Below are 25,358 nucleotides of genomic sequence, written 5' to 3'. Positions count from 1 at the left end.
CTCCAATTATTGTAAAAATGGATTATTGTCTAATTCAAATCCAAGAGTGCTGTTTTCATTATGACCTGGGTAAATCTTTGCACTCCTATCTAGTTTGCCCAGTTTATTTATGATAGAGTCTTTAATCTCTTCAAAAGACCCACCTGGAAAATCTGTCCTTCCTACTGAGAGCCTAAATAAGGTATCTCCAGTAAAAATAGCATCTCCTAAAACAAAGGACATAGAGTCTATTGTATGTCCAGGTGTTTTTATTGCCTTAATATTATATTTACTAAATACTTCCTCATCCTTAAGATAATGATCTATTGGCACTTCAAGGTTATTTATATGATACCCTAAATTGAAATTTGGATTTTCAGCCAATTCTTTGGCGTCTTCTGAAGCATAAACATCCACTCCATACCTATCTTTATAATATTTCAAACCAGTAACATGATCAAAATGTGTATGAGTTAATATAATAAATTCTATTTTTATTTTATTGTCTTCTATAAACTTATCAAGCACACTTGATGGGTAGGGACAATCTACTATAAATCCTCTCCCATCTTCATGGACAATATAAGTGTTGGTCATAACAGGACCTAGGGTAAATTTATTGATTTCCATTAAAATATCCTTTCACTATCAAGAATAATTGTAACAGGTCCGTCATTTACAAGACTAACTTCCATATGTGCTTGAAATTGACCAGTTTTCACAATAAAACCTTCATTTACAAGCTCATCACGAAGTTTTTCATAATAAGCATTTGCTTTTTCAAGTCCTGCTGATTCGGTAAAAGATGGTCTATTGCCTTTTCTAGCATCACCATAAAGTGTAAATTGACTAACAAGGAGTATTTCGCCACCTGTGTCTTTAAGGCTTAGGTTCATTTTACCTTCTTTATCTTCAAAAATTCTTAAATTTGCTATTTTTCTTTTTATATAGGCAAGGTCATCTTCATTGTCTGTATCTTTAACAGCAAGTAGGATCATGTAGCCATTTCCTATTTCAGAAATTAAGTCATCTTTTACTACAACATTTGCCTTTGTAACTTTTTGTATAATTGCTCTCATTAACTTTTCACCCTAAATACATCAGAGACAGTTTTAATTGTCTTAAGTTTCTTAATCACATTGTCTAATTGCCCTGTACTTGTAACTTCAATAACCAAGTCCATAATACCTGCATCACTATCAGTCCTTGCGTTGATGCTTAAGATATTAACGTCAAAGGTTGATATCATCTTAGAAACCTCATACAGGATTGAAGGTCCATTTGCAGATATAATTTGGATTTTAACTGGAAACTTATCAGTAGATAGGTTTTGCCAGTAAACATCGATTAATCTTTCTGGAGACTTTGAATTAATAATATTAGGACAAGTTTTAACATGAACTGATATTCCATTGCCCTTGGTAATAAATCCAATTATTGGATCTCCAGGCACTGGCGTACAGCATTTAGCAAACTTAACTTCAACATCATCCTCGAGGTCTGATACCCTAATTTCGTTAGTAACTTGGGTATTAATTTCTTTTTGAATTATGTCTAAAGGTTTGTTGAGTTCTTCTTTTTTAAACTCTTCTTTATCTTTCCTTATTAATTTCTGGCTTACTTGTTCGGCAGTAGTTTTGCCATAACCAACTGAGGCATACATTTCATCTTCAGATGGGAATCCCAGATCAGACGCAATTTCAGCAAGCCATTCATCTTTAAGAAGATATCTGTAGTTTTGCCTATATTTCTTGAGGTCACGAGCTACAGAATATTTACCAATTTCAATATTTTCTTCCTTGTCAAAACGCTTGAAAAATTGTTTGATCTTAGATTTAGCTTGATTGCTTTTAACAATATTAAGCCAGTCCCTACTTGGTCCTTGAGAATTTTTGCTGGTAATAATTTCTACCAAATCCCCAGTTTTTAGTGGTTGGGTTATAGGAACCATCCTACCATTTACCTTTGCCCCAACACAAGAATTACCAACTTCTGTATGGATCTTATAGGCAAAATCAATAGCGCATGAATTTATTGGCAAGGAATAAACCTCACCAGCAGGTGAATAGACATATATTTCTCTAGAGAAGAAATCTGTCTTAAGAGTTTCCATAAACTCTTCGTTGTTTACATCCTTGCCGCCTTCTTGTTGCCATTCTACAATTTGTCTCAAAAAGCTCATTGCATCATCGAATTCCGACTTGGTCTTTTTATTTTCTTTATAACGCCAATGGGCAGCAACACCAAATTCACACTCCCTGTGCATTTTTCGTGTCCTAATTTGAACTTCAAAAGGCTTGGAATCATCACCAAAAACAGTAGTGTGTAGAGACCTGTATCCATTTGGCTTAGGTTGGCCTATATAGTCCTTAATCCTATTTGGGATTGGTCTCCATAATGAGTGAACCTTACCCAAAACTGCATAACACTCTGCAATAGTATCAACAAGGACCCTTACCGCAGTTAAGTCGTAAATTTCTTCAAAAGCAATCTTATTTCTTTCCATTTTTTTATTTATGGAATATAGAGACTTTGGCCTGCCAGAAATTTCAAAATTAATACTTGTTGACTCGAGAGATTTTGTTAAGGTATCAATTATTTCGTTGATGTAATTTTCTCTCTCACGTCTTTTTACGCTTACCATTTCTGCAAGCTCATAGTACTTTTCAGGTTCCTGGTACCTAAAACAAAGATCTTCTAATTCCCATTTTAAAGAATAAATTCCAAGCCTATGGGCAAGAGGCACATATATTTCAATGGTCTCATTCGCCTTTTGTAATTGTTTAGACCTGGTCATGTATTCTAAAGTTCTCATGTTGTGAAGTCTATCGGCAAGTTTTATAAGGACTACCCTTACATCATTTGCCATAGCCATAACCATTTTTCTAATGTTTTCAGCTTGCTTTTCTTCTTTTGAAGTGTAGTTTAGGTTTTTAAGTTTTGTAACTCCATCAACTAAAAAAGTAATTTCCTCTCCAAACTCAGACTTCATTTCATCTCTAGTAACATCAGTATCTTCAAGAACATCGTGCATCAAGCCAGCACAAATAGTCTCATCATCTAGCTTCATATCTGATAAATTAGAGGCTACAGCAATCGGGTGGATAAAATAATCTTCTCCAGAATTTCTTTTTTGTCCATTGTGATGGAGAACACCAAAGTCATAGGCCTTTTTTATAAGTTCTATGTTAGCGTGAGGATTATTTTTTAAAATAAGCTCTTTAAATTTTATAAATTCTTTATTAAAATCGGTTGCCATAAAATCACCTAATATCAATTAATTTTAATTGCAAGGACCTATTGCCCCTAAATTCATTCACATCCGGATAGTAAACAATATCAATCTTTTTGCCAAGGATATCTCCATTAAATTTCTCTTTTAAATACTTATAATCATCCTCTGCCTGAAATTTAATAGCATTATAGTAAATTCCATTCTGGAATAAGGATAGTCTTAAGGTGTTTTTATCTTTACCAATCATTGAAATTGATGCAATATCAACACCTTTATTTGCAAAAACTGGTCTTTGATTATCTTTGCCAAAAGGTTTAAACTTATCCAGACTTTCTGCAAATTCTAATGATAGTTTAGAAATAGGAATCTGAGTATCAATGTTTATAGAATTTTCTTTATCAGCCTTTGATAATTTTGAGTTTTCATTTAAAAATATCCTAAATTCATCTATTTTATCTATACTAATCGATAAGCCGCAGGCCATAGGGTGGCCACCAAAAGATTCTAGTTTATCAGCATACGGCCTTATATTTTCATACATATTGTAAGTAGAAATTGACCTGCCAGACCCTTTGGCAACGCCCTCTTCCTTAGCATTTGTAAGAATGATTGTTGGTCTATAATATTTTTCCTTTATCCTACCTGCAACAATACCACAAATAGATTCATTTATATCTGGAGCATAAACTATGATCACATCATCCTTGTCATAAGAATTATCTTTAATAATTTCAATTGCTCTGTTATAAGCAGTTTCAGTCAAGGATTTTCTTTCGTTGTTAAGTTTAACCAAATCAGTCGCCATCTCATAGATCTTGTCAATATCTTCTTCAATTAGTAAATCTATAGCAAGTTTTGCACTTTTTAGTCTGCCTGTAGAATTCATAAGAGGGCCTAGAATAAAACCAAGGGTGTATTCGTCGATTTCCCTATCCCAACCAGCTTCATCTAGTAGAGCTTTTATTCCAATCTTCTCTGTCTCATTCAATCTTTTAAGGCCCTCTATGACAAATATCCTATTTTCATCTGTGAGTGAAACAATATCACAAACTGTGCCCATAGCCACGTATTCTAATAGGGAATATAAATAATATTCATCCCCATCAAGCTTTTGATAAAGCCCTTGGATTAGTTTAAAACTAACCCCTGCTCCACATAAGTCATCAAAGGGGTAGGTTGAATCTAGTCTTTTAGGATTGATAACAGCATCGGCATTTGGCAAAATTTGATCTAACCATTCGTCATTTTCTTCTTTTTGAATTTGATGGTGGTCAGTAACTATTACATTTATCCCAGCCTGTTTGAGGTTGTCAATTTGATCAAAGCCAGTAATTCCATTATCACAGGTTATGACTAAGGAAACCTTATCTTCTATTGCTTTATCGCTCATTTTTGAAGAAATCCCATAGCCTTCTTCTACCCTATGAGGAATATCATATGAGATATTGTCATAATAAAATAAAAGACCATCCATCAGGGTCATTACTGACGCTATACCGTCTTGGTCGTAGTCTCCAAATATTCTTATCTCCCCACCATTTTTCATAATTTCAATTATCAAATCTACTGCCTTATCCATATCATTTAATAAAAATGGGTCATGGAGCTTTTTTAAGTCGGGATTTATATACATATCTACTTTTGCTGGGTCAATAATATCCCTATTTCCCAAAATAAGGGCATCTAATTTAGAGATATTTCCAAGCTTAAGATTGTTTATATAGTTTTGTTTTTTGTTATAAATAAACCAGTTTGCCATAACTTCCTTTCTAGTAAATTATACTCTTTAATAAAGATTTATAAAGAAAAAGAGGCCTAGGCCCCTATTCCAAAATATTTTCTATATATGATTTTTCAATAATCAGGTATGATGTTTTTTCAACTTCACCAGTAACTATGGTAACTTCATTTTTATTAATATTTGTTACATAACCGACAATTCCTGATTTTGTAATAATTTTTGAAGACACTTTCAAATTATCATTAACAAAAATCTCTCTATTTTTATCTTTCCTATAGTCTAAAATATTTGTGTAATAAAAACCTACAGCTAAGATAATTAAAATTATATATTCAAGTTTCATTAATAACCATATTTTTCGTAAAATTCTTTTTTATAATCTAGGAAAGAATCATTCATAATGGCTTCTCTTATATTTTCACACATCTTTAATAGGAAGTATAAATTGTGATAAGAAAGAAGTCTTGCTCCTAAGATTTCTTTTGCATTCACCAAGTGTCTTAGGTAAGCTCTTGAATAATTAGAGCAGGTATAGCAGTCACACTCAGGATCCAGTGGTGAGAAATCTTCTTTATAGGTTGCATTTTTTATTACAACCCTTCCCTTTGATGTAAGAGCTGTACCGTTTCTAGCAATCCTGGTTGGAAGGACGCAGTCAGCCATATCTATACCGGCCTGAAAAGATTCAAAAAGATAATCAGGTGTACCTACACCCATGTTATATCTTGGCTTATCTTCAGGAAGAAGTGGGGTTGTGAAATTAAGAATATCAATCATTTCTTCTTTTGTTTCCCCTACTGAAAGACCACCAATTGAATAACCATCAAAATCCATAGCTACTGTTTCTCTTGCAGAAATCTCCCTTAAGTCTTTAAACATCCCACCTTGGACGATACCAAAAAGAGATTGGTCTGGGTGAGAATTTGCCTTGTGATAATCAAGGCCTCTTTTTGCCCATCTGAGGGTTCTTTCCATAGAGTTTTTTACATAATCATAACTAGCATTGGCATCAACACACTCATCAAAACTCATCATAATATCAGAATGGATGTCATTTTGAATTTCGATTGACTTTTCTGGTGTAAAAAAGTGTTTTGACCCATCTATATGAGACCTAAACATAACTCCATCTTCGCTAATTTTTCTATTATCAGCAAGAGAAAAAACCTGGAATCCTCCAGAATCTGTAAGTATAGGACCATCCCAGTTCATGAATTTATGGAGACCACCGGCCTTTTTCATAATATCCATACCTGGTTTTAAGTAAAGGTGGTAGGTATTACCAAGGATAATTTTTGCTCCCATTTCCTTTAGATCATCAACTGTCATTGTTTTAACTGTACCGACAGTTCCTACTGGCATAAAGATTGGTGTTGGTATGTCACCACTAGCTGTGTGAATTACCCCAACTCTTGCATTTGTATATTTGTCTTTTTTTATCAATTCGTATTTTAAAGGCATTAATCCTCCTATTTTATGAACATGCAGTCTCCGAAAGAGAAAAATCTATATTTTTTGCTAACAGCATCGTTGTATGCATTTAGGATAATATCCTTACTTGTAAATGCAGCTATTAACATAATTAGTGTTGATTTTGGTAAGTGGAAATTAGTAATAATAGCATCAACCACTTTAAATTCAAATCCAGGATAGATAAATATATCTGTCCAACCAGAATCAGCACAAATCTTGTCGTTTTTCTTATAAACAGATTCCAGAGTTCTAATTGAAGTAGTTCCTACTGCAATTATCCTACTACCCTCACTCCTAGCAGTATTTAGAATTTCAGCTGTTTCTTCACTTAGGGTGTAAAATTCTGAATGCATTTTATGGTCTGTGATTTCATCTTCATTTACTGGCCTAAAGGTGCCTAGGCCTACATTTAATGTTAAATAAGCAAGTTTAACACCCTTAGCTTCAATCTCTTCTAATAATTCTTTGGTAAAATGAAGACCAGCAGTTGGAGCTGCTACAGAACCTGGATTTTTAGAATAAACTGTTTGGTAATCTTCATTATCTTTTAGTTTTTCTTTTATATATGGTGGAAGAGGCATATTGCCTAGTTTATCAAGAATTTCATTAAAAATTCCTTCAAAATAGAATTCCACAATCCTATTTCCATCTTCTTTTATATCTATAACCTTACAAGAAAGTTCATCAGAAAAAATTACTTCAGTTCCAATTTTCATCTTCTTGCCAGGTCTGACAAGGACTTCCCATTTTGAGCCTTCGGTATTATTTAATAAAAACACCTCAATCTTTTCTTCTTTATCTGGTCTGTGACCAAAAAGCCTAGCAGGTATTACCCTTGTATCATTCATTACAAGGACATCTCCTGGTTTTAGATAGTCAATAATATTGTAAAAATACTTATCTTCCCTATCACCTGTATTTTTATCTAAAACCATCATCCTAGCTTCATCTCTTTTGCTGGTAGGATGTTGGGCAATTAATTCTTCTGGTAAATAATAATCAAATTCGCTTGTTCTCATCTAATCCTCATATTTTAAGCCGTAGTGGTCATAGGCTTTTCTAGTCAAAATTCTACCTCTTGGTGTCCTTGATATAAAGCCAATCTGAAGGAGATATGGCTCATATACATCTTCTATTGTAACATTTTCTATTCCAGTAGAAGCAGCTATTGTATCCACACCCACAGGACCACCTGCAAAGTTCTCATACATTGTAAGTATAATTTTCTTATCCATGGTATCAAGACCCATGGGATCAATTTCAAGAAGTTCAAGTCCCTTCTTGCTTGTCTCATAATCAATCTTATCATCTGCCTTAACTATGGCGTAGTCCCTAACTCTTTTTAACAACCTATTGGCAATCCTTGGTGTACCTCTTGATCTTTTGGCAATTTCTATTGCGCCTTTATCGTCAATTGGTATGTCTAAAATACTTGCAGATCTCTTTACAATAGTTGTGAGGTCTTTGCTATCGTATAAGTTTAAGGATAAAAGAACTCCAAACCTATCTCTAAGTGGAGCGGATAGCATACCTGCTCTTGTTGTAGCTCCTATCAAGGTGAATTTTTCTAAGTCAATTCTTATTGATTGAGCATTTGGTCCTTTTCCTACAATAATATCAAGAACAAAGTCTTCCATAGCTGAATACAATATTTCTTCAACTGACCTGTTGATTCTGTGAATTTCATCTATAAATAAAACATCGCCCTCGGCAAGATTTGTAAGTATTGATGCAAGGTCAGATGGCCTTTCTATGGCAGGTCCACTTGTTACACGCAAATTAACTCCAAGTTCATTGGCAATTATAGTTGAAAGTGTTGTCTTGCCAAGTCCAGGAGGGCCTTGGAGAAGAACGTGGTCAAGGGGTTCTTTTCTTGAAAGAGAAGACTTTATAAAAATATCAAGCTTTTCTTTTGCCTTATCCTGGCCAATATAGTCCTTTAGCCACCTTGGTCTTATAGAGTTTTCTTGTTTTAGGTCTTCGATTTGCTCGTTAGATCCTACTATTCTTGTGTTTTCATCAAACATTTATCCACCTAAATAAGTCTTTTTAGACTTTCTTTAATCAAAGCTTCAAGGCTTAGGTCAGCATCCCTTAATTCACTTAAGACCCTTGCAATATCATTTTCCATATATCCTAAATTTTTAAGTGCTTCTCTTGCAACACCTAAATTATCATTTTCCACATGGTTAACTGTTTCAATTTTATCTACATCTGGCAAGGCCATTTTCTTAACCTTGTCAACTAGCTCAAGGATAATTCTAGAAGCTGTTTTCTTGCCAATTCCCTTAGCTTTTGTAAGTTTATCTATATCATTATTTACAATTGCTAATTTAATTTCATCAGCACTTATTGATGATAACATGCCTAGGGCAATCTTTGGTCCTATACTTGATACAGAAATTAAAAGTAGGAACATTTCTAATTCTTCTTTCGAATAAAATCCATAGATAGAAATATCGTCTTCTCTTACCTGCATTGATGTATAAATTTTATATTCGTTATTTATTTGGATGTTTGAAAGGCTTGTGAGAGTTGAATTTATAAAATAACCAATGTTATTATTTTCTATTACAAAACCCTCTTCACTAATTGCCTTAACATCACCTTTTATGTATGAAATCATTAATTCATCCTATACTGTTCTTTAAATCTTTGGCTAAGCACATGACAAAGAGCAACAGATAAGGCGTCTGCAGCATCATCTGGCTTAGGTATCTTCTTTAGGTTCAGAAGAGTGGTAATTGTCAATTGCATTTGCTGCTTACTTGCCCTTCCATAACCTGTTATAGCTTGCTTAATCTGAAGAGGAGTGTATTCAAATATATCTAGGCCGTTATCTTGAGCACATAAAACTTGAACACCCCTGGCATGACCTACTGTTATAGCTGTTTTGACATTTTGGTTGAAAAACAACTCCTCGATAGCAAATTCATCAGGTCTATATTCCTTAATTATCTTATCTAAATGATCATATAAAATTTTAAGTCTTTCAGGTGTCCTTGTCTTAGATGACGTTGTTACTACACCATTTTCTAATACTTTAACCTTATTTGATTTAAATTCAACCACGCCATAGCCCATGATTGCTATGCCTGGATCTATTCCTAAAACTATCATAGCCAATATAAAAAGGGCTTATTTAGCCCTATTGATACCTTTCAAATACTTCTTTTATCAAACCCCTGTAATAATACTCAGCATATGTATCAACAATGGACCTATATAGGTAGCTGACTGTTTTTTCGTATATTTTTTGAGTTTGTTTGGTAGTAATATCTTCTGTAAAAATACTTTCTTTGTTAAATGTTAACTGTTTATGTGTCAACATATCTATAGCATAAATCTTTTTCTTTAGGCATAGATCAGCAAAATTATATAAGTCACGTCTCAAAGAAGCAACCAATTCTCTATTTGAAAAAATTACATCTTTCATGACTTTTCCTATTTTTACTATATCCCTATCTTCTCTATTATAATAAATATTTGTTCCGTCAAGCAGAAAATCCACACCAAAAGATTCAATTAGCATAAATTCAAGCTTATCAACCGCTTTTTTGGACCTAAATGCCCTGTATTGAGCCTTAATAGATATTAAATATTCATACCTATCTATGTCTCCACCAATATTTCTGCTAAGACTATTGATTATTTCATCAATATCTACTAAGTTCCAGAAATATTTCTTTAGATTCTTAAAGCAGTAGTCCTTAACATAGTAGGAATGCTTAGAGAAATTAATAAAATTTCTGTCGTATAACAAAGACATAAGGGTATTTAATGAGTATATATCTTCATCTACTAAATAATTATATTCAAGTTTTTCAATTACTGGAATAGGATTCCTTAATTCTGCCTTCATTATTCTACCTCGACTACTATTTTAACATAAAAACGAAGTCTTTTATTTAGATTTATTTGCCATAAGAAATAAAAAAAGCTAAATTAGCGGTAAAAATATTCATTAATAATTTATTAATGAATATCTCTTAGATGTTTTAGCTTTTGAGAATGATTATTATTTAAAAAAATTCATTAAAAATATTTTTAGAATTTTAAAAATTCTACTGATAAATCTTTTAGAGCGAAATTATAATTCACATCTTTTCTCTCAATATTAATAACTGCTTTTTTTCTTAATTCTTCATTCTTGTATAAATTCTCGATTAATTCAAAAGATGGGTTTATGGCATGTGGATTGCCAACAAGATCAAACATTGTAATATCACCATTTGTATCTCCATAAGCATAGGATTTACTAAGGTCTATATCATATTTTTCCTTAAGTCTACCAACAGCTCCTAACTTACTTTCCCCATCCCACATAGGTATTACTTTACCAGTAAATTTATTATTTTCATCAAAAACATAGTTTGTTGAAATTGAATCTGTTGCCTTATAAAGTTTAGAAAAACCATCTACCAAAAAATCTGGAGAACCAGATATAAAAAAGATTAAATAACCTTCTTCTATGTGTTTTTTAACTGCATTTCTAGTTACGTTATAAACTTTATCCTTATTTTCAGCAAGGACTATTTGGGCATACATATCTACTATTTCTTTATCAAGCCCAACCATTGCCTTTTGGTATGCTAGGGCTGATTTATTTAAGTAATCTTCATAGGCACCGAGCCTATTTTCATACTTACTAAATAGAGGCCCAATTTCTTCTGTCCATATGCTCCTATCTAAAATCCCTGCCTCTACAAGCTTAAGAAAGTGCTCGATAAGTAAAGAGTTTCTAAAAAGTGTACCGTCTATATCAAAAAAAGCTGCTTTAGTCATTATATTTTCCTTTTTTTCTTAGCCTTAAATGCCTTATCACTAATTAAATAATTTGATTTATCACTGTCGCTTTCATCAACAGCTAAACCAATATTTTTCTTTATAGAACCTATTAAATCTATAATAAAACATACACATATACCTACAAGTGCAGCCGAACCTAAAAAGACTGCAATCCATGCTGTGTTAAGCCCCATTGGACTATTGAATATAGTTATAGAATAGATTCCTACTACTAAGGCTCCTATACCAATTATAAATGACGGTAAAAATTTTAGTAATTTTTTTCTATTAATAAAATGAATAATAATAGTAATAATTACATTCATAAGAACAAGGATTGGTAGTATCGCAAGTCTTGAAGAATATTCACTTATTAAATTTATTAGTCCACTCATATTTTCTCCTTAATCCAGTAAGACTTTTTCAATTCTAAGGTCATCATCTATGGTCATAATCATTGCAGAGGGAACACCATCTCTTGGCAAAAATGGTGATCCGGGATTTAAAATCAAAATCCCTGACCTATTTAATTCAACATACCTATGAATATGTCCAAATATAGCTATGTCACAAGCAAAAGATTCAGCTTTTTCAATTAATCCAGCCAAAGAATAGTCAACATTTTCTTTGTGGCCATGGGTTAAAAATATCTTATAGCCGGCCACTTCAAGAATCTTATTATATGGCTCATTAGAAAAAAAATCATTATTTCCTTTAACGACATAATAGTCAATGCCAGTTTCATATTTAATATTTTTGCAATCTTCTACTCCATCACCTGCATGGATCATTAGGTCAAAGTCGCCTTGGTCTATTATTAGGTCAGAAATTCTCTCATAGTAGCCATGTGTATCGCTAGTTATTAAAATTTTCATAATTTTCTTCCAGGAACTTTTTAAATTCCTTCATAGCAAGTCCTCTGTGACTGATTTGATTTTTAAAGTTTATATCCATTTGGCCCAAGCTTTTTTTATATTCTTTAACATAAAAAATTTTGTCATAGCCAAATCCGCCATCACCAAGCTCAGTCTCAGAGATTGTTCCATCAAGTCTTCCCTCAAAATAATAGTCATTGCCGTCTTCATCTATAAAGCATATTACCGTTAAAAAGTAAGCATCGCGGTTATTCTTATCAGATAATTCTTCTAAAAGCTTGTCTCTATTATCCTTATCTGTGGCATTTTCACCTGCATACCTATGGGCATAGATGCCCGGCCTATTGTCAATAGCCTTAACAAAAAGACCTGTATCATCAGCGAAAATTCTTTTTTTAGTTAATTTATATAGTTCATTTGCTTTTTTAAAGGCATTTTCCTTAAGAGTAAGCCCATCTTCAATAACATCAAATCCCTCAACGCCAACATCTTTTGGCATGAGTACCTTATCATTATCTAAAAGCAATTTTACTTGTTCTAATTTATTTATATTATTACTTGCAAAAACTAGTTTCATCATATCTCCTAATAAAATATTAGCAAATGTTAGCTAATTTAGTCAATCTTATTTTTCTATTATAAAATTATACTTTTCAAATGCCTTTTCTACATCACTTGCATTTGATCCTAGATATTGATCAATACTAATTATAGTAGCTGGAACTCGAGTAGCAATAGCATAGACAGGTGTCTTTTCTATTATACCATCTCTTATCCTATGAATTAATATTTCATCTGGTGTTTGAATAAGGACATATCTTTGGTTTGCTAAAACTAAATAGTCTTTAAATTGTGTATTTATATTATAGACTTGATCCCTATTTATTATAGAATTTCCAGGATTTAAAATCGAATCTCCTATAGCTATATCCATATTAAAGAAATTTTGGACAAACTCATCACTATTTCCCTTGAAGATTGAAGATTGGAAAGCCCATATCCCCTGATTTCTAACTATACCAAAATTTGTATTGTCAAATTTAAAATCATTAATATTTGATTTTGGGAAGTTTTTATTGATTTCATCTTTAACTTTTTCTTTAAAAATTAAATCACTTTGGTCTTCGCCTGTGAACTCTTCTATAGACATAAATTTATTTTCAGCTATATTATTTGTTTCTATCAGAGCATACTTTCTGACAGGATTTGAGTTATCTTTGTTTGTATAATCTATTGATATAAAATCTTTTGATACGAAATTTAGCCTCATATTTAAATTTATATCTTTAAAAGTGTAATTTTTTAAAAGTAATTCATCATTTTCTTTTTCTCTAATCTTAATTGGATATGCTCTAATCTCATCATAAAGATCTGTAAAATTATTTAAATCCAAGGATACTCGCCAATACTCATCTTGGTTTTTAATAAAAACATCCTCAGCCTTTTGATACTTAATCGTATCGTCTGGCTCTATTCTGATTAAATATGTGTAATACTTATAAAGGGGATTATCACTTTCTGGATCAATCCTCTCTCTTACACCTAGGAGGAGCGACAAATCCTCATCTATATCTTCACCCTCATCAGTCGTTGTTCTCTCCTTAGACGCAAGTTTTGCGTAGGTATCTTGGATTTTAGAGTCGACTATTTCTGAAATTTTCTTTAGACTTATAATATTTTCATCTTTAATCAAAAATAAATATTTATCACCAGTAATAATTAAATCTCTGGAAAATAGTTGTCCCTGAGATGCATTAATTACAGTTACATTTCTATCTTTGAAGTCAGGTTTAGTATCTATTCCCCTATTCTTTAAATAATCTGATAGTTTAACATACTTTGAATTAAAAGTTGGTGGAAAGGCATAAGAATCATTTATGGCTACTAAATTTTTATTTACATATAATTTATCGCCTAATTTAATATTATTTGATTCATCTTCAGAATTGTTTCCCTTTACTTCGACAACTTCCCAAGTTCCCTCAATTATTGGGTTATTCTGCTTAGGTGTTTGTATCAAATCGCTAAGATCATCTTTATAAGCATTTATACAAGATGAAAAAATTATTGCTAAAGTAGAAATTAATAATAATTTAAATAGTCTTTTCATCTTCTAACCTCGGTAATACTACGCTAACAACTGTTCCCATTCCATATTTTGACTTTATAATAAGCTTTCCATCATGAGCTTTTACTATTTCTTCACAAATCGAAAGTCCTAGACCTGTTTGTGATTTAGATGAAGAGCCCTTATAAAATTTACTAGCAACAAAAGCAATTTCGTCTTCTTTTATGCCCTCTCCATCGTCTTTAACACTTATTTCAATGTCATTATCATATAAATCTATAACTATATCTATATTTCCACCTAAATCTGTAAATTTAATAGCATTATCTATAATATTTATAAACACTTCTTTCATCCTATTAGTATCTGCATTTATAAATAAAGACTTATAGTAAGTTGTGAAGGTAAATTTAATGCCATCTGATTGACACCTTGGTGAAAGTTGAGTGTGGACTTGCTTAACTAAATCCACTATGTCAATTTTTTCTTTTTCATATTTAAAAGTACTCGAAGATAGCCTAGAAAAATCAAGCAAATCTTCAACCATCATCGAAAGTCTATCGCCTTCTGATTCTATAATCTTAAGTCCTTGGCTAACCATATCTGGATCTTTTTGAATAGTTTCCGATTGTAGAGTTATAGCCCAACCTTTAATTGATGTTAAAGGTGTTCTTAATTCATGTGATACAGAAGATATGAATTCATTTTTCATATCTTCTCTCTTAACAATATTTTCGCTCAAAAGGTTAATTGTTGAAGCGAGTTCAGATATCTCATCGCCTCTGGAATCATCAGCCTTTATTGAATAGTCACCTTGGGCGAGTACCTCTGATACACCAATTAATTTTTTTATTGGCTTAACAAAACTTTTTACAGCTATAAAGGATACTAATAAGGCTAAAATGCTTATAATAATTCCGAATAAAAAATATATAAATACATCCTTATTGATTTGCTTATTTACCCTATCCATAGAGCTTGTAAGCCTTAGGATTCCTACTTGTTGGTCAGATGCTTTCAACGGATAAGAAATTGATAGGACCTGCTCATTTGAGTCAATATTTGTATCCTTATTTATTCCTGTCCCACCTTCCTTTGCCTCTATTACATCTAAAGTATTAAGTACAGAGCCTATCTCAGAAGATGCGATTGAGTCAAATAAGACCACTCCTGAGTTGTCAAGAATTTGGACCTGACTGTTATTTTGTCTATAAAATAAATTCTTATCTCCGATTATAACTTCTTGAAGGTCATACCTTGACATATATGAGGAGTATTGTAGCTGACTTATCCTAGCTTGGTTTTTCATTGAAGAAATTAGGGAAGATTCATAGTAATTTTTAATTGAATTATAAGCAAAAATCTCAAAGCCGATTACAATAGTGAGTACAAAAAGCATTATTATCTTTATAACAGTATACTTAATGCTTTTTGACTCTATTAAATTTTTAGTTGTTTCTTTAGTTTTTTTAAAACTTTTTCCTATTTCCATCTATATCCGGTTCCCCAAACAGTTTCAATAAATTCTGGTTTCGCAGGATTTTCCTCAATCTTAGCTCTTATTCTTCTAATATTCACGTCAACAATTTTAGTATCATTGCTATAATTATCACCCCAAGTTTCTTTCATTATTTCATCCCTGGTCATAGCCTTACCCTTATTTTTGATAAAATATTCAAGAATTGTAAATTCTGTTGGAGTTACATCTATTTCCTGTTCATTTTTGAAAAAAGTTTTAGAATAAATATCTAAGGTAAAAGGGCCATCTGTAATACTTTTTGCTTCATCTGCACTTCCCCCAGCTGGATTCAAATTTACCCTTCTCATTAAAGATTTAACTCTTAGAATTAATTCCTGAGGGTTAAATGGTTTTATAATATAATCATCTGCACCCTTTTCAAGGCCTAAAATTTTATCTATATCTTGACTTTTGGCAGAAACCATAATAATTCCAGTCATTGGAGACTTATCTCTGATTTTCTCACAAACTTCATAACCACTTATACCTGGAAGCATAATATCAAGGATAGCAACTGCTGGTTTTTCTTCATCGAAAATCTTTAAAGCTTCTTCTCCACTAGCAGCTTCTACAGTTTGATAGCCTTGGTAGTCAAGGTTTATTTTCATAAATTGTCTTATTGGATCTTCATCATCTAGAATCAAGATTTTATTATTCATTACCCATCCTCTCAAAGGCGATCTTTGCAGCACCTATTACGCCCGCATCATTTAAAAATTCTGCTGGTCTAATATCAATATTGTATGGTTTATTACAGTAGGATTTAAATTTTTCAATAGTTCCATCCCACCAAATATCTTTAGAATTTATTACTCCACCACCAATAACAATTGCCTCTGGATCGAAAATATTTCTAAGAGAAGTTAAAAAGTAAGCTAAATTTGATTGATAATTCTCTAAAACTTCCTTAGCCTTTTCATCTTCATCCACTAAGGCAAAAATCTCTTTGCCAGTTAATCTTTTACCTGTAAGTCTGAAATAATCTTCACTTATAGCTGGACCTGCACAATAAGCCTCAGCACAGCCATATTGACCACAAGTACAATAGTTTCCGCCTGGATGGAGCATCACATGGCCAAGTTCAGCACCTTGAAAGTGAGCACCTGAAAGTAGACCACCATCTTTTGTTATAATCGCACCACCAAGACCTGTTCCTAGTGTTATCATAACAACATTTTCACAATCCTTACATGCACCTATCCATTTTTCAGCTACTAAGGCAATATTAGCATCATTTTCAACAAATACAGGCATGTCCATATATGACTCTATTGCCTCTTTAAGGTTAAGACCTGTCCATCCATTGATATTTCCGGCAAAAGTGACTATACCTCTATCAGAATCAATAAAACCAGGAGTACCTATACCTATAGCACTAGCTTTTTCATATGAAAGACTATGGATTGCTTTCTTAATATTTTCAAGAACTACATCTCTGCCCTTATTAGCCTCTGTATCCATCATGTGCCTTTCAATGATATTTCCTTCTTCATCTACTAAGCAGGCATTTATTTTTGTTCCGCCTATATCAATTCCAATTACTTTTTCCATTTCTCCCTCATTATTTCATTATTTTTTCTTTTAATTTAACCATGTCGTCATATTTCTTTGATAGAAATTCCTTGCCAGCTAAATATTCTAAACCCTTAATTTCAGGAAATACTATTTTGTAGGATAATAGAATTTGATTATTAATTCCGAACTTATCCCTTATTTTAGCATTTACTTGCTTAAAGCCATACTTTCTATCTCCTAAAACTGGTGTTCCATTTTCTCTAAGCGAATATCTTATTTGGTGGGTCCTACCAGTAATTAGCTTACACTCTATAAAAGAGTAATCTCCATTTGTTTCCAAGGCTTTAAAATATGTAAGTATATTTTTGCCTTCATTGCTCTTTTTAACCTTGTTTTTGTTTTTATTTTTTGAAATAGTACTATCGATTTTAAAATCATTCCTAATTTCACCTGATACCAAGGTAAGATAGTATTTATCTATTTTATTTTCTTTTATAGTTTTATTTAGAATCCTAAGAGCTTCACTATTTTTAGCGCCAATAACAAGACCAGCAGTATTTCTATCAAGTCTGTTTACCACTGCAGGTTTAAATGTCTTATCAGACATATCAAAAGATTTAGTTTTATAAAGATAAGATAGCATATTATCAACTAGGTTATTGCCATAGTCATCTTTACTTGCAGCATGGGTTAACTCGCCGTAGTCTTTGTCCATTATAATAATATTATCATCTTCATATACTATATCTAAATTAAAATCACCTGGCTTAAAATCAGTCTTTGTTAGCCATTCATTATAATTTTCGTCTGAGATATACATCTTAACTACATCTCCTTCGTAGACGAAATCATTATTTTTTGCCCTTTTATTATTGATTTTAAAATTCTTTTTTCTGATATTTTTTAAAATTACCGAAAGTGGTGCATTTTCAAAATATTTTCGTAAAAACCTATCAAACCTTTGATTAGCTTGGTTTTTGCTTATTATTATTTCTATCATTCTAATAACTTCTGTTTACATATGAATCTATAATAGACTCTCTAATTTCCTCGCAAAAAACATTTTTTTGCCTTAACTTATTTAGTATTTTTTTATTCTTAGAGTGGAGTATCAACTTATTGCATGATTTTATTGATATTTCAAAAATTTCACCAGTAAGTCTCTTTGACTTTAGACTAATAAAATAAGATTCTATGTTTTCTGGTTCAACCATATCAATTAGTGAGTCTGTTGCCAAATCTTTAAGATAGTAAAAATTTTCCCTGTCATTGATAAGTCTTGTATGGATTTTTTTCTTTTTAGGTGAATTTTGATATTTAAATGCTTTTGCATTTGCAAATTTAGCCATTATATTATAATATTGATAATTATATATTGCTTCTTCAAGTTCCCTAATATTGGAAAAAGGTTTAAGACCTAGGTTAGTTAAAAACTTATAGTTCCTATTTAAAAATTCATCTTTATTTATCTTTTTATCAGATAATAAGTCGATAGATTCTATTCTCCAACTTTCAAATAAATCTAATTTTTTCTTTTCAACAATCATAATAAAAAACCGTCTCAAAGAGACGGTTTAAATTAATCCTCTAATTTAAGTTCAATAATTTCTGATTGGGCTATTTGAGGAACGTCTTCTTTTTTCCAATCTAATCCTAGATAAATATCTGATTTAGAATATTCTGATAGAGCATTTAATCTTTCAATTAGGTCTTTGATATTTTCCTCATTTATATCAACAACATCATATATTCCATCAATATAAATTTTTCCTATATCATAGTCACGAGCAAGAATTCCAGAAATGAATCCTATTAAAGCTTCGGTATTTCTAATTTTGTAGCTCTTTGCATTGATTAGTCTAATCTTGTGATCAAGAATTCTTACCTGGCTATCATCAGTATCTACAAATACTATGTTTGCGTTTCCAACTTCTTTTTCGTGGTTTGCTTCCTCAACAAGATATTTTGTTTTACCAGTTCCTTGTTCTCCTACAACTAAATAAATCATAATTTATCCCCCTTTATTTTTTTATAAATTATTTTTTCACTTTTATCGCCTTGTTCTATAGAATTTTCCATCATAAAATCCACTATTTCATCCCTGATAAGCCACCATGACCTACCCCAATTACAGAAAATTGTGTCTTCTTCAGGTGCTCTTCCAACAAGTCTTGCTATCGCACAGTTAGGATCGATGTACCTTAAAAATTCAATTACGTTTTTTTGGTAATCTTCCTTACTTTGTAATGTTATTTGACCTTCTTCATACATTTGGCCAAGTTTTGTATTTTTTGCAATAAATAGCGAATGAATTTTTACTTCTTTCACATTCAAGGCATTCAATATCCTTGCTGTCTCTATTGTATCACTAATGTCATCCCGAGGTAAAGCTAAAATCACATGGGTTGATATCCTAAAGTCGTATTTATTTATTAGATTACAGGCTAGAATAAAGTCTGCGAGACTTTCACCCCTATTCAGGATTCTTAAAGTCTTATAATTTGCAGTTTGAAGTCCTAGTTCTATTGTAATATCAATACCAGTTTTATCATGCCATTGTTTTAAAAATTTTAGCTTATCTTCTGTGATGCAGTCACTTCTTGTAGCTATTGATATTCCAACTACATAATCTTTGTTACACGCACCAATAATTTTTTTGAAATCTTCCAAAGTCATATAGGTATTGGAGAAGTTTTGAAAATAAGCAATAAATTTATTTACCTTATATTTATTTGCAATATATTCTTTATTTTTTGATAATTGGTCACTAACTGAGAGACTCGAATCTAAATTTTCGAAAGACCCACCAGTTTCTGAGCAATATATACATCCTCCATATCCACATTCTCCATCCCTGTTAGGACAAGTAAGCGGAAGTTTAATAGGTAACTTATAGACTTTTTCCTTATAAGTTTCTTTATAATAATCACTGACCTTATAGTATACTTGGGTCATTATTATTCTTCAGAGTTTGCCTCAGCGTCGTACTCGTCAATTAAATCATCAATTTTTTCATCAGTCCAATAATGACTAAAGATGTGGAAAACTTCATCAATTTCATCTTCATCGTCAATCATTGTTAGATCTATATTATCTTCGCCATATATATCTGTATATCTAAAAAGATATATTTCTGAAGATTCTCCTGAAAGTAGGGCGATGTATTCTTTATCATCAACACTGAAAATGTCAATCAAGATACATTCTTCTTCTGTTTCGCCTAATTGGATAGCAATTACTGCCTTACCCTCATTCTTGTTAAAAACTACATCATGACCGTGTATATCAAATGTTTCTGTCATTATTTCTCCTTATTATCTTTTAGTTTTTCGAATACATTTTCAATTAAATTTATAACCTTTAGGATGTCATCTAATTGAGTATAAAAATATTCTTCATCTTGTTTATATTTTACCCCTAATGAAACCATCTTCACATTCTGATTTTTGAAAACTATACTAGAGTCCAAGGAATACTGGCTCTTAATAACTTCTAAAGTCTCATTGTAGAGCTTTTTATAAGTATCTTCAAAAATATTTGTAAAAGCTTTATCAGAATTTTTAAAACTAGGAATATATATTTTCTCATCTAGTTCTGATTTTGCAATTTTTGCAGCAATATTACTTTTTTCAAGCATCTGCCTCATGCCTTCTTCAGTCAACGACCTCATAACCAAAATCATATTAATTGCATTTTTCATTGTCCTGGTTGTAGCAAGATTTGAAGAAGAAATAACCTGATTGTCAAGACTACTTACAGTAAATGTTCCAGATGGACATAACTCAACAAAAGAAGCTAAGTGGTTGAACGATTCAGTTGTTATCGGATTTATATCTCTATTCTCAGTTTCGACACACGTGAATTTCATATCCGGTTCATAACGGAGATTTTTCTCGATTTCTTCATTCTTATAAATCTCAAAAGCATTTAATAGGTCATTTTCATAGTCTTTATTTATAAGAAAGTCTAAAATAGCAGCAGATGGTATATTATCATACCTATCTCCACCTGATAAAGATATCATTTCAAGATCTACCTTTGACTTTAGCCTTCTAAAAAATCCTATAAGCATCTTAATAGAATTTTTTCTAACTTTATTTATATTATCCCCAGCATGTCCACCCATAAGGTCAGTTAAAGACAACCTATAAGTTTTATATGCAAATTCTGGTTTAAACCTGTTTACAGGCACTGTTATTAGAGATAAAAGTAGGCTTGAAAATTCATCCGCTATAGCATTTGCTTGCCTAAGATTTAGATTTATAATATTCTTAGTTCTTAATACACCAGCAATTTCCCTATAATCTTGAAATTTTGTTTGAATATTACTATAGGATAATAAAACATCAAAAGAGCTAACTGAATTACTTAAAAGATGGTTAATAATTATTGCGGATGTAATTAAATTGATATTAGATTTGCATTTTATCGATTTATCTCCATCAGCAGATGAAAAATCAAATGATATGTCTGTTGGGCTATCGATATTTAAATGCAAGAGAGCTGATGGACTATCACCTTTTTGTATATAGTAAGATTCTTCTAATTGGATTATTCTACACTCATTTTCACGAGCTGTTTTTAAAATAGTCGCAACTATTGTTGGCGAATAAGTTCCTTCAGTTTCTTTTATCTTTAATAATCCTATTAAATTGTAAAAATTTGAATATCCACTTTCATTTGCCATAAGGCCTGCCTAATAATATTTTTTGACTTCTGCATCCTTTGAGATTTTATTTAATTTCTCTAAATATTTCTCTTGCCTTTTTACCATAAGATATGTTTGATAAACTTGTTCTTTTACTTCATCAAAAGCTTTTGCTTCTTCGTTATTAATATCTTCAAGATAAATTAAATGATAACCGAATTGAGATTTAACTGGTTTTGAAATCTCACCTACTTCTAGACTATCAAGTCCATCTTGGAATTCCTTTACCATAACACCTTTTGGGAAAGTCCCTAAAGAACCTCCGCTTGCTGCTGATGGATCTTTAGAGTATTTCTTTGCAGCTTCCTTAAAGTCAAGTCCATTTTGAATTTCATTATAAACTTGGTTCGCTTTATCTTCATCGTCTACTAAGATATGGCTTGCTGTATAAGTTTTTTGCGGGCTTATTACTTCTTTGTTATCTTCGTAATAAGACTTGAGATCAGCTTCTGTAGGATTTACACTTTCAAAAATCTTATGCATCGCATAATTTTTAAGCATATTATCTTTTACAAGACTAAGCTCATTTTGAAACTCATCTTCTTTGTCTAATTTATTTTTGTAAGCATCCTCTAGTATTATTTCTTGGTTAACCATTTCATCAGTTAAAACCTTGATGCCTTCTTCGTTCTGAAACCTTGCTCCGCCCTCAATATTTTGCATAAAAGCGATAACGTCGTTTCTGTATATTTTTTTACCATTGACTTCTGCTAAAAGTTTATTATTGTTATCCATACTTACCTTTCATTTAGTTCTATTCTGTTATTAAAGATTTTTATATCCTTGTTTTTATATAATCGGCCGATTGCCCTTTTAAAAGATGATTTACTCATAGCAAAATATGAATATATTTTCTCTGGTGATGATTTGTCAGATACTTCGCAAACTCCCCCATTTTGATAGAGATAATCTAGGATTTTGTCACTGTCATTATTTATTTCAAGATATGCTCTTTGTCTAAGGGAAAGTTCAATTTTTCCATCACTTTTAACTTCTTTTACTCTAGCAGTAATTTCTTCTCCCTCAATGTAGACACCCTTTAATTCCTTAATCCTGATTAGTGAATCAAATTTATTGTCAATTACAACAAAGGCTCCTATTGATTTATTTATTGAATAAATTCTGCCTTTTACAATATCATTTTCTTTGAAATTGTGGTCTGTGATTAATAAATCTCTAATTTTGCTAGTTAGGTATAAGTATCCATCTTCTTCCTTAAAAGTAACAGGATAAACCATATCTTTTAAGATTTTGTAGGTTCTTTCTTCGAATGGTAGGAAGGCATGTCCACCTTTTATTTCAAAGTAAACACCTTTTTTTGTAACATCTACGGCCTTTAAAGCATAAATCTTACCTAGTTCATAGGGAAGGTTTCTACTTGCCCTTAAAACTTCATTTAGATCCCTATAAAGATAAGCATCTACCTTATCATTTTGCCTAAAGTCCTTTACTTGGTCCTTATCCATTACAGCGTCACCAAGTTTGGTTTTTAAATACGCTTTATTTTTTGTAAATCTTTTTATAGTAAATTTTTTAATAATAAATCTCCTAATCCAATTGGTTATAGGTAAAGCCCTCACCCAAAACTTCTGAGATTGTATATGTAAATACAAAGGCTCTATCGTCAATTTGTAAAATATCATCTTTAATTGCAGGAAACGTCCTAATACTTGTTATAGTCATAACAACTTTTTTCTCATTATGAGAAAATCCCCCTTCAGCTTCTAGAAGGGTTACTCCTTTAGCATGTTTATTGATTAACATTTCGTTAATTTCTTTATACTTATCTGAGATAACCATAATTGATATTTTTCTACCAAAACCTTGCATGAAATAATCAAAACCTATTGATTGAATCATAATCGCAAGAGTAGCATACATTGATAGTTCGATGCCAATAATGAAGGCTGAAAGTGCTACTACCGTAAAATCAGCAAAAAATAAGCAAACATGGAGCGGTACATTGAAATATTTATTAAATATTGCAGCAATTAAATCTGTTCCACCTGAAGATGATTCGTGGTTAAATACAATAGCTAATCCTAGAGATACTAAAATCGAGCCAAAAAGTATATTTATTATCTTATCGTTACCTAAAGTTACATTTGGTAATATCTTCTCAAATACAAGTATATAAGCTGAAACCGCCAAAGATGATATAAGTGATTTTTTTGCAAATTCAAAACCAATAAATATCATTCCAGCAATAAGGACTATAACGTTCAAGAAAAGGTTAACCAGGCCTAAATTTAAAAATGGCAAGGCTTTTGACACTACAAGTGCAAAACCTGATATACCACCTGCTGCTATATCTTGGCTTAGTAGAAAAAAATACAATCCGCTTGCAATAAGAAAGGATCCAAATAAAATCCACAGGTATTTTTTCATACAACCTCCTTATATTATAATAAAATGTTATCATAAAATAGAGATTTATTCAATAAATTACGACTTAAAAAGTGGCTATTATAATTGGAAGCCCCTAAGAATTTAACTTAAATTTTATTTTCGCATTGTTAATTCTGTAAGTACATACCACTATAATGCCACCTTTTCTATTCTGCCCATTTAGGTCTTACTTCATTAAAATTGTCATACATCTTAAGTAGTGAGTCTATCTCTTCTTTACTTAAGTATGCTGGCGTTTTATTTCTTTGGTCTATTATACTATCAAGGATAGTTGTAGCTTGATATAGACTTAATAATCGATAAAACTTTCTTGCAGGCTTATGCCCACCCTGATATGAATGAAGGACTGCTCTTGCAAAAATTGGATGGGTTATAGCAATCCTATTTATTTCAACAAAATCTATTATACCATCACCATATTCAAGTTTTTTAATACCTCTTAAGTCTAAATAATTTTCATTAAATATCCTAATATTTTTATCGCTAATATCTTTATATAGTAGGTTCACTGCTGTATTTTCAGTCAAATGCCTATTAGTATTAATGAAATCTACCAAGATATAATCATCATCACCAATCTCACTTAATCCATGCCTGTAAAATATTTGATTAGATTTGAGGAGAAAAGATTTTTGCCAATCTACATTATCTGTAGGTTTTATTCCATGAAGCTTTTTGAGAGCGATCCCAAATTCTTTTCCAATTTTTTCTTCATCTTCATCGCTTGCTTTGTCTAAAAAATCTTTTAATGCAATTTCATCTCTATATTCATAAACCTTAAAAGATTTTTCTATATCAGGCATTAAGCCTTTCTCGTATATTTTAAGTGGATTAAGTCCAGCATGTTCTAAAACTTCATTGACAAATGATTCGTTTTCAATTTCATTAAATTGGTCTAATTCGTATAGGGCAAACACGTAGGACTTTTCTTCTCTGTCTACCCTATACTTACTTGACCCAATTCTTTCAATCTTTTCAATTTCATTAAGATTATCAAAAATATTAGTATGTCCTAGGATATTTCTAATATCACTAGTCATTTTTAAAT

The 25,358-nt window shown here is 31.5% G+C and carries 29 protein-coding genes; all 29 read right to left on the bottom strand.

Annotated elements, in window-relative coordinates; genetic code table 11:
* Nucleotides 1-6 precede the first annotated feature (6 nt).
* Nucleotides 7-609: an MBL fold metallo-hydrolase gene (locus tag J2Z38_RS02190; protein ID WP_209771886.1), complete on the bottom strand. Its 603-nt coding sequence runs from the start codon at nucleotides 607-609 to the stop codon at nucleotides 7-9.
* On the bottom strand, nucleotides 609-1,058 hold the full coding sequence (gene dtd, locus J2Z38_RS02185; protein ID WP_209771883.1) for a D-aminoacyl-tRNA deacylase: 450 nt from the start codon (nucleotides 1,056-1,058) through the stop codon (nucleotides 609-611). The genes J2Z38_RS02190 and dtd overlap by 1 nt, the downstream gene beginning before the upstream one ends.
* Entirely contained in the window at nucleotides 1,058-3,238 is a 2,181-nt protein-coding gene (locus J2Z38_RS02180) for a RelA/SpoT family protein (protein WP_209771880.1), read from the bottom strand. The genes dtd and J2Z38_RS02180 overlap by 1 nt, the downstream gene beginning before the upstream one ends.
* Nucleotides 3,239-3,242: 4 nt before the next feature.
* On the bottom strand, nucleotides 3,243-4,973 hold the full coding sequence (gene recJ, locus J2Z38_RS02175) for a single-stranded-DNA-specific exonuclease RecJ (protein ID WP_209771877.1): 1,731 nt from the start codon (nucleotides 4,971-4,973) through the stop codon (nucleotides 3,243-3,245).
* A 64-nt stretch (nucleotides 4,974-5,037) separates the two neighbouring features.
* Nucleotides 5,038-5,298, bottom strand: a complete 261-nt coding sequence (locus J2Z38_RS02170) for a preprotein translocase subunit YajC (RefSeq protein ID WP_225304674.1) — start codon at nucleotides 5,296-5,298, stop codon at nucleotides 5,038-5,040.
* Nucleotides 5,298-6,416, bottom strand: a complete 1,119-nt coding sequence (gene tgt / locus J2Z38_RS02165) for a tRNA guanosine(34) transglycosylase Tgt (protein ID WP_209771876.1) — start codon at nucleotides 6,414-6,416, stop codon at nucleotides 5,298-5,300. The genes J2Z38_RS02170 and tgt overlap by 1 nt, the downstream gene beginning before the upstream one ends.
* 8 nt (nucleotides 6,417-6,424) lie before the next feature.
* Nucleotides 6,425-7,447 carry a tRNA preQ1(34) S-adenosylmethionine ribosyltransferase-isomerase QueA gene (queA, locus tag J2Z38_RS02160; RefSeq protein WP_209771873.1) on the bottom strand — a complete coding sequence of 341 codons (1,023 nt, stop codon included), beginning with the start codon at nucleotides 7,445-7,447 and terminating at the stop codon, nucleotides 6,425-6,427.
* Nucleotides 7,448-8,455, bottom strand: a complete 1,008-nt coding sequence (gene ruvB / locus J2Z38_RS02155; RefSeq protein ID WP_209771871.1) for a Holliday junction branch migration DNA helicase RuvB — start codon at nucleotides 8,453-8,455, stop codon at nucleotides 7,448-7,450.
* Nucleotides 8,456-8,463: 8 nt separating this feature from the next.
* Entirely contained in the window at nucleotides 8,464-9,054 is a 591-nt protein-coding gene (gene ruvA, locus J2Z38_RS02150) for a Holliday junction branch migration protein RuvA (RefSeq protein WP_209771869.1), read from the bottom strand.
* Nucleotides 9,054-9,548 carry a crossover junction endodeoxyribonuclease RuvC gene (gene ruvC, locus J2Z38_RS02145; RefSeq protein WP_209771867.1) on the bottom strand — a complete coding sequence of 165 codons (495 nt, stop codon included), beginning with the start codon at nucleotides 9,546-9,548 and terminating at the stop codon, nucleotides 9,054-9,056. Before ruvC ends, ruvA begins: the two co-directional genes overlap by 1 nt.
* Before the next feature lie 28 nt (nucleotides 9,549-9,576).
* The gene (locus tag J2Z38_RS02140; RefSeq protein ID WP_209771865.1) at nucleotides 9,577-10,290 is read right to left on the bottom strand and encodes a hypothetical protein; all 714 of its coding nucleotides are present in this window, start codon (nucleotides 10,288-10,290) and stop codon (nucleotides 9,577-9,579) included.
* 185 nt (nucleotides 10,291-10,475) lie between these two features.
* Nucleotides 10,476-11,213 (bottom strand): HAD family hydrolase, encoded by a 738-nt coding sequence (locus J2Z38_RS02135; RefSeq protein ID WP_209771863.1) that lies wholly within the window; start codon nucleotides 11,211-11,213, stop codon nucleotides 10,476-10,478.
* Complete coding sequence (locus J2Z38_RS02130; protein WP_209771861.1) at nucleotides 11,213-11,611, bottom strand: hypothetical protein; 399 nt, start codon at nucleotides 11,609-11,611, stop codon at nucleotides 11,213-11,215. The genes J2Z38_RS02135 and J2Z38_RS02130 overlap by 1 nt, the downstream gene beginning before the upstream one ends.
* Nucleotides 11,612-11,620: 9 nt before the next feature.
* Nucleotides 11,621-12,091: a YfcE family phosphodiesterase gene (locus J2Z38_RS02125; protein WP_209771859.1), complete on the bottom strand. Its 471-nt coding sequence runs from the start codon at nucleotides 12,089-12,091 to the stop codon at nucleotides 11,621-11,623.
* Nucleotides 12,072-12,668 carry an RdgB/HAM1 family non-canonical purine NTP pyrophosphatase gene (gene rdgB, locus J2Z38_RS02120; RefSeq protein WP_209771857.1) on the bottom strand — a complete coding sequence of 199 codons (597 nt, stop codon included), beginning with the start codon at nucleotides 12,666-12,668 and terminating at the stop codon, nucleotides 12,072-12,074. The genes J2Z38_RS02125 and rdgB overlap by 20 nt, the downstream gene beginning before the upstream one ends.
* A 48-nt stretch (nucleotides 12,669-12,716) precedes the next feature.
* Nucleotides 12,717-14,201, bottom strand: a complete 1,485-nt coding sequence (locus J2Z38_RS02115) for a hypothetical protein (RefSeq protein ID WP_209771855.1) — start codon at nucleotides 14,199-14,201, stop codon at nucleotides 12,717-12,719.
* Entirely contained in the window at nucleotides 14,185-15,651 is a 1,467-nt protein-coding gene (locus J2Z38_RS02110) for a HAMP domain-containing sensor histidine kinase (RefSeq protein WP_209771853.1), read from the bottom strand. The genes J2Z38_RS02115 and J2Z38_RS02110 overlap by 17 nt, the downstream gene beginning before the upstream one ends.
* Complete coding sequence (locus J2Z38_RS02105) at nucleotides 15,642-16,337, bottom strand: response regulator transcription factor (RefSeq protein WP_209771851.1); 696 nt, start codon at nucleotides 16,335-16,337, stop codon at nucleotides 15,642-15,644. The genes J2Z38_RS02110 and J2Z38_RS02105 overlap by 10 nt, the downstream gene beginning before the upstream one ends.
* Nucleotides 16,330-17,229, bottom strand: coding sequence for an ROK family protein (locus tag J2Z38_RS02100; RefSeq protein ID WP_209771850.1), 900 nt, complete (start codon nucleotides 17,227-17,229; stop codon nucleotides 16,330-16,332). The genes J2Z38_RS02105 and J2Z38_RS02100 overlap by 8 nt, the downstream gene beginning before the upstream one ends.
* Nucleotides 17,230-17,239: 10 nt before the next feature.
* The gene (locus tag J2Z38_RS02095; RefSeq protein WP_209771848.1) at nucleotides 17,240-18,193 is read right to left on the bottom strand and encodes an RluA family pseudouridine synthase; all 954 of its coding nucleotides are present in this window, start codon (nucleotides 18,191-18,193) and stop codon (nucleotides 17,240-17,242) included.
* A gap of 1 nt (nucleotide 18,194) precedes the next feature.
* Nucleotides 18,195-18,740, bottom strand: coding sequence for a DUF6648 family protein (locus tag J2Z38_RS02090; RefSeq protein ID WP_209771846.1), 546 nt, complete (start codon nucleotides 18,738-18,740; stop codon nucleotides 18,195-18,197).
* Nucleotides 18,741-18,772: 32 nt separating this feature from the next.
* Nucleotides 18,773-19,201 (bottom strand): P-loop NTPase family protein, encoded by a 429-nt coding sequence (locus tag J2Z38_RS02085; RefSeq protein WP_209771844.1) that lies wholly within the window; start codon nucleotides 19,199-19,201, stop codon nucleotides 18,773-18,775.
* Nucleotides 19,198-20,148 (bottom strand): TIGR01212 family radical SAM protein, encoded by a 951-nt coding sequence (locus tag J2Z38_RS02080; protein ID WP_209771842.1) that lies wholly within the window; start codon nucleotides 20,146-20,148, stop codon nucleotides 19,198-19,200. Before J2Z38_RS02080 ends, J2Z38_RS02085 begins: the two co-directional genes overlap by 4 nt.
* Before the next feature lie 2 nt (nucleotides 20,149-20,150).
* Nucleotides 20,151-20,495 (bottom strand): DUF1292 domain-containing protein, encoded by a 345-nt coding sequence (locus J2Z38_RS02075; protein ID WP_209771840.1) that lies wholly within the window; start codon nucleotides 20,493-20,495, stop codon nucleotides 20,151-20,153.
* The gene (locus J2Z38_RS02070; RefSeq protein WP_209771838.1) at nucleotides 20,495-21,880 is read right to left on the bottom strand and encodes a zinc-binding metallopeptidase family protein; all 1,386 of its coding nucleotides are present in this window, start codon (nucleotides 21,878-21,880) and stop codon (nucleotides 20,495-20,497) included. The genes J2Z38_RS02075 and J2Z38_RS02070 overlap by 1 nt, the downstream gene beginning before the upstream one ends.
* Before the next feature lie 9 nt (nucleotides 21,881-21,889).
* Nucleotides 21,890-22,636, bottom strand: a complete 747-nt coding sequence (locus tag J2Z38_RS02065; protein ID WP_209771836.1) for a peptidylprolyl isomerase — start codon at nucleotides 22,634-22,636, stop codon at nucleotides 21,890-21,892.
* A 2-nt stretch (nucleotides 22,637-22,638) separates the two neighbouring features.
* Nucleotides 22,639-23,367: a S1 RNA-binding domain-containing protein gene (locus tag J2Z38_RS02060; protein WP_225304673.1), complete on the bottom strand. Its 729-nt coding sequence runs from the start codon at nucleotides 23,365-23,367 to the stop codon at nucleotides 22,639-22,641.
* Between the two features lie 82 nt (nucleotides 23,368-23,449).
* Nucleotides 23,450-24,289: a YitT family protein gene (locus tag J2Z38_RS02055; protein ID WP_209771834.1), complete on the bottom strand. Its 840-nt coding sequence runs from the start codon at nucleotides 24,287-24,289 to the stop codon at nucleotides 23,450-23,452.
* 167 nt (nucleotides 24,290-24,456) lie between these two features.
* On the bottom strand, nucleotides 24,457-25,350 hold the full coding sequence (locus J2Z38_RS02050) for a protein kinase family protein (protein ID WP_209771832.1): 894 nt from the start codon (nucleotides 25,348-25,350) through the stop codon (nucleotides 24,457-24,459).
* Between the last annotated feature and the right edge of the window lie 8 nt (nucleotides 25,351-25,358).

It is taken from the genome of Anaerococcus degeneri (assembly GCF_017874475.1).
Classification (GTDB): Bacteria; Bacillota; Clostridia; order Tissierellales; family Peptoniphilaceae; genus Anaerococcus; species Anaerococcus degeneri.
The sequence above is the reverse complement of the archived record's forward strand: the minus strand, read 5'-3'. Positions and strand labels throughout refer to the sequence as shown.